The 6439-nt window shown below is 62.3% G+C and carries 5 protein-coding genes; 3 read left to right on the plus strand and 2 right to left on the minus strand.

The features are described 5' to 3' along the window. Positions 1-1179 (plus strand): MmgE/PrpD family protein (locus ACTG4J_RS14210; protein ID WP_439140395.1); only part of this gene is annotated, 1179 nt, incomplete at its 5' end. Here ACTG4J_RS14210 and ACTG4J_RS14215 read toward each other — a convergent pair. Further along, positions 1176-2219: an AbrB family transcriptional regulator gene (locus ACTG4J_RS14215; protein ID WP_439140396.1), complete on the minus strand. Its 1044-nt coding sequence runs from the start codon at positions 2217-2219 to the stop codon at positions 1176-1178. The genes ACTG4J_RS14210 and ACTG4J_RS14215 overlap by 4 nt on opposite strands. A 185-nt stretch (positions 2220-2404) precedes the next feature. Beyond that, positions 2405-4270: a sigma 54-interacting transcriptional regulator gene (locus ACTG4J_RS14220; protein WP_439140397.1), complete on the minus strand. Its 1866-nt coding sequence runs from the start codon at positions 4268-4270 to the stop codon at positions 2405-2407. 203 nt (positions 4271-4473) lie between these two features. Here ACTG4J_RS14220 and ACTG4J_RS14225 point away from each other — a divergent pair, with 203 nt between their 5' ends. Together ACTG4J_RS14225 and ACTG4J_RS14230 are read left to right on the plus strand one after the other, a co-directional pair. Further along, positions 4474-5859, plus strand: a complete 1386-nt coding sequence (locus tag ACTG4J_RS14225) for a CmpA/NrtA family ABC transporter substrate-binding protein (protein WP_439140398.1) — start codon at positions 4474-4476, stop codon at positions 5857-5859. 3 nt (positions 5860-5862) lie between these two features. Continuing rightward, a partial coding sequence (locus ACTG4J_RS14230) for an ABC transporter permease (protein ID WP_439140399.1) occupies positions 5863-6439 on the plus strand: 577 nt, incomplete at its 3' end.

Below are 6439 nucleotides of genomic sequence, written 5' to 3' on the forward strand. Positions count from 1 at the left end.
ATCGGGCGGGGGGAACGGGTCGCGATGCTCGATGCGGCACTTATCAACGGCACATCGGCCCATGCGCTTGATTACGATGATTTCTCTAGCGTATTCGGCGGCCATCAATCCGCCCCCATCCTGCCCGCGCTCTTTGCGCTGGCCGAGGCCGAGGGGTATGGCGGCGCGGCGGTGATGACCGCCTATGCCGTGGGCGTCGAGACCGAGATCCGCATCGCGCGCGCGGTGCATTTCCACCATTATGACAAGGGCTGGCACCCGACCGCGACACTCGGCACCTTCGGCGCGGCGGCGGCCTCGGCGCATCTGATGGGGTTGAGCGAGGGACAGATCGCCACGGCGCTGGCCCTTGCGGTGTCGCAGGCCGCGGGCGTCAAGGCCAATTTCGGCACCATGACCAAGCCCCTCCATGTCGGCCAATGCGCGCGAGCGGGGCTGTTTTCGGCGCTCTTGGCGCGCGAGGGATTTACCGCCAACCATGCCGCCTTTGAGCATCCCCATGGGTTTTTCGAGGTGTTCAACGGCGCAGGCACCTATGATGCAGCGCGCATCTTCGCCGATTGGGCCGCACCGCTGGAGTTGGAGGATGATGGCATCGCAATCAAGCCCTACCCCTGCTGCGGCAGCGCCCATGCCGCGATCCGCGCGGCGCTGAACCTGCGCGCGGAGACAGGGCTCGACCCGGCCCAGATCGCCAAGATCACGGTTTTGGTCCACCCCCGCCGCTTGCCCCATACAGACAACCCATCACCCAAGACGGAATTGCAGGCGAAATTCAGCGTCCAATACCTCGTCGCGCGCGCGCTCCAGGACGGGGCGGTGGGGCTTTCCCATTTCAGCGAAGCGGCCATTGCCGCGCCCAAGATCAGCGCGCTTCTCGGCCTGCTCGGCGCGCGCGCCCATCCCGAGATGGGCGATGACAGCCCCAGCCAATGGGCGGCCGAGGTGATCGTGGACACGCAGACAGGCGCGCGGCTGTCGCACCGCATCGACGATCTGATGGCCGATGGCGGCGCGGTGCCACACAGCACCGCCGGCATCCGCGACAAGTTCATGGATTGCGCGGCCACGATCGGCCCCGCCGATTGGGCAGACACGCTGTTCACCGGGCTGGAAAGCTTGGACAGCGCGCAAGATCCGCGCCCGGTTATGGGGCTGATGGCAGGGCCGAGGGCCTAGGCCAACCAGCGCGCCAAAATGGGTGTCAGGCTCATCACCAGCACCAGTCGCAGCACATGGTGGAAGATCACGAAGGTGATATCCGCTCCGGTCAGGATCGCCAGCATCACCATCTCGGGCTGACCACCAGGGGCGAAGGCCAAGATGCCATGTAGCAGATCGTTGATCCCCAAAAGATAGATGATCTCGCCAAACAGCACCGTCAACGCGGCCAGCATCAGCGCATAACAAGCACTGGCCGAGACCACGCGGCGCAGCTCGTCGCGGGTGACGCCGACGTAATGCGCCCCCACGCTCATCCCGATGACGAATTGCGCCAAGATCAGCGCCTCGGTCGGCGGGCGATTCTCGATCAGCCCCAACAGGCTGGCGGCCGCCGACAAGATCATCGGCCCCAAGATCGTGGCCCCAAAAAGTCCGATGCGCTTGGCCCCGATATAGCCGAAATAAGCGCAGCCCGCGAGGATCGCGATATCCTTGAGCGGGATGTCCTTGACCGGCACACCGGGCGCGACGCTCAGGTTTACATCGACATAAAAGCTGATGAGGAACGGCAAGAGCGACACCAGCGTTAGGATGCGGGTCGCATGCACAAGCGAAAGCGCCCGGATATCGCCGCCCTTTTCCGTCCCGATCAAAATCATTTCGGCAAAACCGCCGGGCACCGTGGCGAAATAGGCGGTCGGCTTGTCAAACCCCGCGACACGGCGGAAAAACGGGTAGCCGAGCAAGAGCGAGATGGCCAAAAACACCGGCACAAGGCTGGCGCTGGCCAAGGTCTGGGGCAATTGCTCCATCAGCGAGGGCGAGACCGACGACCCAGCCGCCACCCCAAGGATCGTGCGCACGGCGTTGAGCCAATTGGTCGGCACACCCTTGAGCTGCGCCCCCATCAGCGCGGTGATCAGACAGGCCGCCAGCGGGCCCAGCAAGAATGGCAGCGGCATGGACAGCCACCAAAACACCGCCGTGCCGACCAGCCCGATCAGGGCGGTCCAAAGACGCCGGGTCCATGCCGGCCTTTCCGTGCTGTTCAACATGCTTGCCTGTCTTTGCCCCGGCGTCGCGGCATTTTCGCCAAACCAGGTCGACCCCGTCTTTTGACCATCAGGCCGCCCATTTGCCGCGTTCTACCGGGTCTTAAGGCAAGCTTTTTCATGGCCGTTCGTCCAATGATCGTGACATGATACCAGCACCCGCGCCAAAAATTGTCAACATTCAACAATCAGCCGTCGGCGCCTTGCCATTCCCGCTGTTGAATGGCGTATTTCTTGATCCGCGAATAGAATGTCGTAGCCGGAATGCCCATCAACTCCGCAGCCCCGCCCACACCCGATACCTTGCCACCCGTGGCTGCCAGAGACTCCAGCAGTGCGCGCCGCATCTCGGCGTCGAGATCGACTTCGGTCTTGATCCGGCCGGGGGTTCGATCGACCTGCCGCGCGCCCTCGCCCAGATCGACGATCAGCTTGTTGCCCTGCGATACGATGGCCGCACGTTCGATCACGTTGCGCAATTCACGCACATTGCCGGGCCAAGGGTAATCCATCAACCGCTGCATGCTGTGCTGAGTGATGACCGGCGGGGTCCGGTTCATGCGTTTGCTGGCCAGTCGCAGCAGATGGGCGGCCAGCGCCGGAATATCCTCGCGCTTGTCACGCAATGGATCGCAGAAAACGGGAAAGACGTTGAGCCAAAGGTAAAGATCCTCGCGCAGCCGCCCCGAGGCGACCTCTTTCTCGATCGGTCGGGTCGAGGCCGCGATCACGCGTACATCGATACTGCGCGAGCGGGTATCGCCAAGGCGTGTCACCTCGCGTTCTTGTAGCGCACGCAGTAATTGCCCCTGTGCTTCGACCGGCAATTCCTCGACATCGTCCAAAAACAGCGTGCCGCCATGCGCCAGTTCCAGCTTGCCGGGCTTGTCGCGCAGCGCACCCTGATAGGCGCCGCGGATCTGGCCGAAAAGCTCCGCCTCCATCGCGCCGGGGGCCACCGCGCCACAGCGCACATGGATCAGCGGACGGCGACGGCGGGGGCTGGCATTGTGGATCGCATGGGCGACGAGCGCCTTTCCCGTCCCCGCCTCGCCGGTGATCAGCACGGTCGCATCGGTCGCGGCCACCTGTTCGATCCGCGTGAGCAACTGGCGCAGGCTGGGCGAGGTGCCGATGATGTCGTGATGTGCGCGCTCGGTGGTGATCGCCTCTTGCAGATAGGCGTTTTCCTGTTCCAGCCGGTCGCGCAAGCTGGCGATTTCCTCCATCGCGGTTTGCAGCCGGCGCTCGTTTTCCTTGCGCTCGGTGATGTCGCGAAAAATCACCACGGCACCCGCCAGCACCTGTTGGTCATAGATGGGGGTCGAGACATATTCGACCCTTATGGGCCGCCCATCCTTGCGCCAGAATACCTCATCCTCGATGCGGTTGACTTGTTCGAAGCGGAAGGACCGGTAGATCGGGCAATCATGGGAATGATAGACCTCGCCGTTCAGGTGGTGGTGGTGGATCATGTCGTGGATCGGCTTGCCGGCCAGATCCTCGACCGTCCAGCCCAACATTTCCTGTGCAGCGCGGTTGACGAAGGTGGTGTTGCCCTCGGCGTTCACCCCGTAGATCCCCTCACCTGCCGCGTTCAGGATCAACTGGTTCTGATGCTCCAGCTCGGCAAAGAAATCGCGCGCGCGCTTCCATTCCAACAAACCTGCGCGATGCAGGCGCACGGTGTCGACCTGTTGGGCGCGGCGTTCCAGTTCGGCCAGATCGAGCAGCATCAAGAAGACATGGTCCGGCGCCTCGGGCAAGCGGCGGGCACGCAATTCGCAGGCCACAAGCTGTTCGCCGACGATTAGCCCCACATCGCGTGTCCATGCCTCGCCGCGATGGTCCACCTCTTCCATGAAGACGATGAATTGCGCCAGTCCCGACCCAAGCCATTCCGAGAAGCGCGCCCCGACCCGTGCCGCAGGGCCAAGCATGCGCTTTGCCGCCGGATTTATGGCCAGAACCGCGTCGGCGCCGGTGTCGATGACCAGCCCGGCCTCTGGCAGGGCGGTGCAAAGCGAATCGAGAAAGGACAGGTTGGTCTGCATGCATTCAAAGTGAGGGGCACGCGCCATGCTGTCTTTCGAAATTTCGTAATTTACGAAAATTCGTTATTTCACCTGCAAGGACTACCAATTCAAAGCATTGATTAAGTACATCTTTTATCAAATGCACAAATTTTTTGCACCCGCTTTTTCTTCAAGCACAAGCTCCCCATCATGAGGGCAACCATCATGTCAAGGGGAAGCACATGTCTATCAAGAGCCTCGGAAACCCGTTCTCGGAAAAGACCGACCTGCGCCATGGCGCCGAGTGTGGATGCGATGGTTGCGCGCATGACGCACAGCGTACCATCGCGGCGCAAAGCGGCGCGATGTCGTCAGAGCAGATGCTTGAACGCGCCATTGAAAGCGCGGTCGTGCGCTCGGTCTTTGGTCAAAACGACATCCAACGCCGCTCTTTCATGGGGATGATGGGCGGCGGGGCAATCGCTTCGATCCTCGCGTCGGTCTTTCCGATGGAGGCGGCCAAGGCCGCCCTGCTCGACACGCTCGGTCCGCCCGAGAAAACCGACCTCAACATCGGTTTTGTGCCCATTACCTGCGCCACGCCGATCATCATGGCCCAGCCCTTGGGCTTTTACGAACGCTACGGGCTGAAGGCCCAAGTGATCAAGACAGCCGGTTGGGCGGTGGCGCGCGACAAGTCGCTGTCGGGCGAATACGACGCCAGCCACATGCTGACGCCGATGCCGCTTGCCATGACGCTGGGCGCAGGCTCGATTGCCGCCCCCTACATCATGCCCGCCGTCGAGAATATCAACGGCCAAGCCATCGTCTTGCACAACGACCACCTCGACAAGCGCGACCCGACCCAATGGAAGGGTTTCGTCTTTGGGGTGCCATTCGAATACTCGATGCACAACTTCCTCTTGCGCTACTATGTGGCGGAATTCGGCCTCGACCCCGATGTCGACATCCAGATCCGCGTGGTGCCCCCGCCTGAAATGGTGGCAAACCTGCGCGCCGGCAATCTTGACGGCTACCTCTCGCCCGACCCGTTCAACCAACGCGCGGTTTGGGAGGGGATCGGCTTCATCCACACGCTGACCAAGGACATCTGGGAGGGGCACCCCTGCTGCGCCTTCGCGGCCCCCCTGTCCTTTGCGACCGAACTGCCCAATACCTATGGCGCACTGTTGAAGGCGATCATCGACGCCACGCAATATGCCTCGAACCACGAGAACCGGATGGAAATCTCGGCCGCCATCGCGCCCGAAAACTATCTCAACCAGCCGGTCGAGGTGATCCAGCAAGTGCTGACCGGCACCTTCGCCGACGGACTCGGCAATGTGCAGCGCGTGCCCGACCGGATCGATTTCGACCCCTTCCCGTGGCATTCGATGGGGGTCTGGATTCTGACCCAGATGAAGCGTTGGGGCTATATCGAGGAACATATCGATTACGCCGCCGTGGCCGAGCAGGTCTATCTGGCCTCCGACGCGCGCAGCATCATGCGCGAGTTGGGCTATGATGCGCCCGACGAAAGCTACAAGAGCCACACGATCATGGGCAAAACCTTCGATCCGGCCGATCCGATCGGCTATATCGACAGCTTCGCCATCAAGCGGGGCTGAGCCATGCCGACGCTCAGCATAAGTCAGCGCGGCGCGCTCTTGTCGGTCCTGATGCTCGTGGTCGGCCTCCTGTTCTGGGAGGCCGCGATCCCCGAGCAGCAGCTTGCCACCGAGATGACGGAATACGAACGCCTGATGGGCGGCGGCGCACCCCGCGCCGCCATCCCGCCGCCTTCCGACATCATCGCGAAAGCATGGGAGGAGTTGTCAGACCCCTTTTATGACGCGGGCCCCAACGACAAGGGTATAGGTATCCAGATCGGCTATTCGCTTTACCGCGTCTTGTCGGGCTACTTCCTTGCCGCGCTGGTGGCCATTCCCTTGGGCTTTTTGATCGGCATGTCGCCCGTCGCCTACAAGGCGCTCAACCCCTATATTCAAGTCCTGCGCCCGATCTCGCCGCTGGCATGGATGCCGCTTGCGCTATTCATCATCCGCGACAGCGAGGCATCGGCGATCTTCGTCATCTTCATCTGCTCGATCTGGCCGATGCTGCTCAACACCGCCTTCGGTGTCGCGGCTGTCCGGCAGGATTGGGTGAATGTCGCCCGCACCCATGAGCTTGGGCCGTTCAAGACCG

Source organism: Roseicyclus sp., assembly GCF_965662675.1.
Classification (GTDB): domain Bacteria; phylum Pseudomonadota; class Alphaproteobacteria; order Rhodobacterales; family Rhodobacteraceae; genus Roseicyclus.

What these genes read in the sequence shown, in the direction of transcription:
- ACTG4J_RS14215 (WP_439140396.1), bottom strand. Translation starts at nt 2,219, where the DNA reads ATGTTGAACAGCACGGAAAGGCCGGCATGGACCCGGCGTCTTTGGACC.
- ACTG4J_RS14220 (WP_439140397.1), bottom strand. Translation starts at nt 4,270, where the DNA reads ATGCAGACCAACCTGTCCTTTCTCGATTCGCTTTGCACCGCCCTGCCA.
- ACTG4J_RS14225 (WP_439140398.1), top strand. Translation starts at nt 4,474, where the DNA reads ATGTCTATCAAGAGCCTCGGAAACCCGTTCTCGGAAAAGACCGACCTG.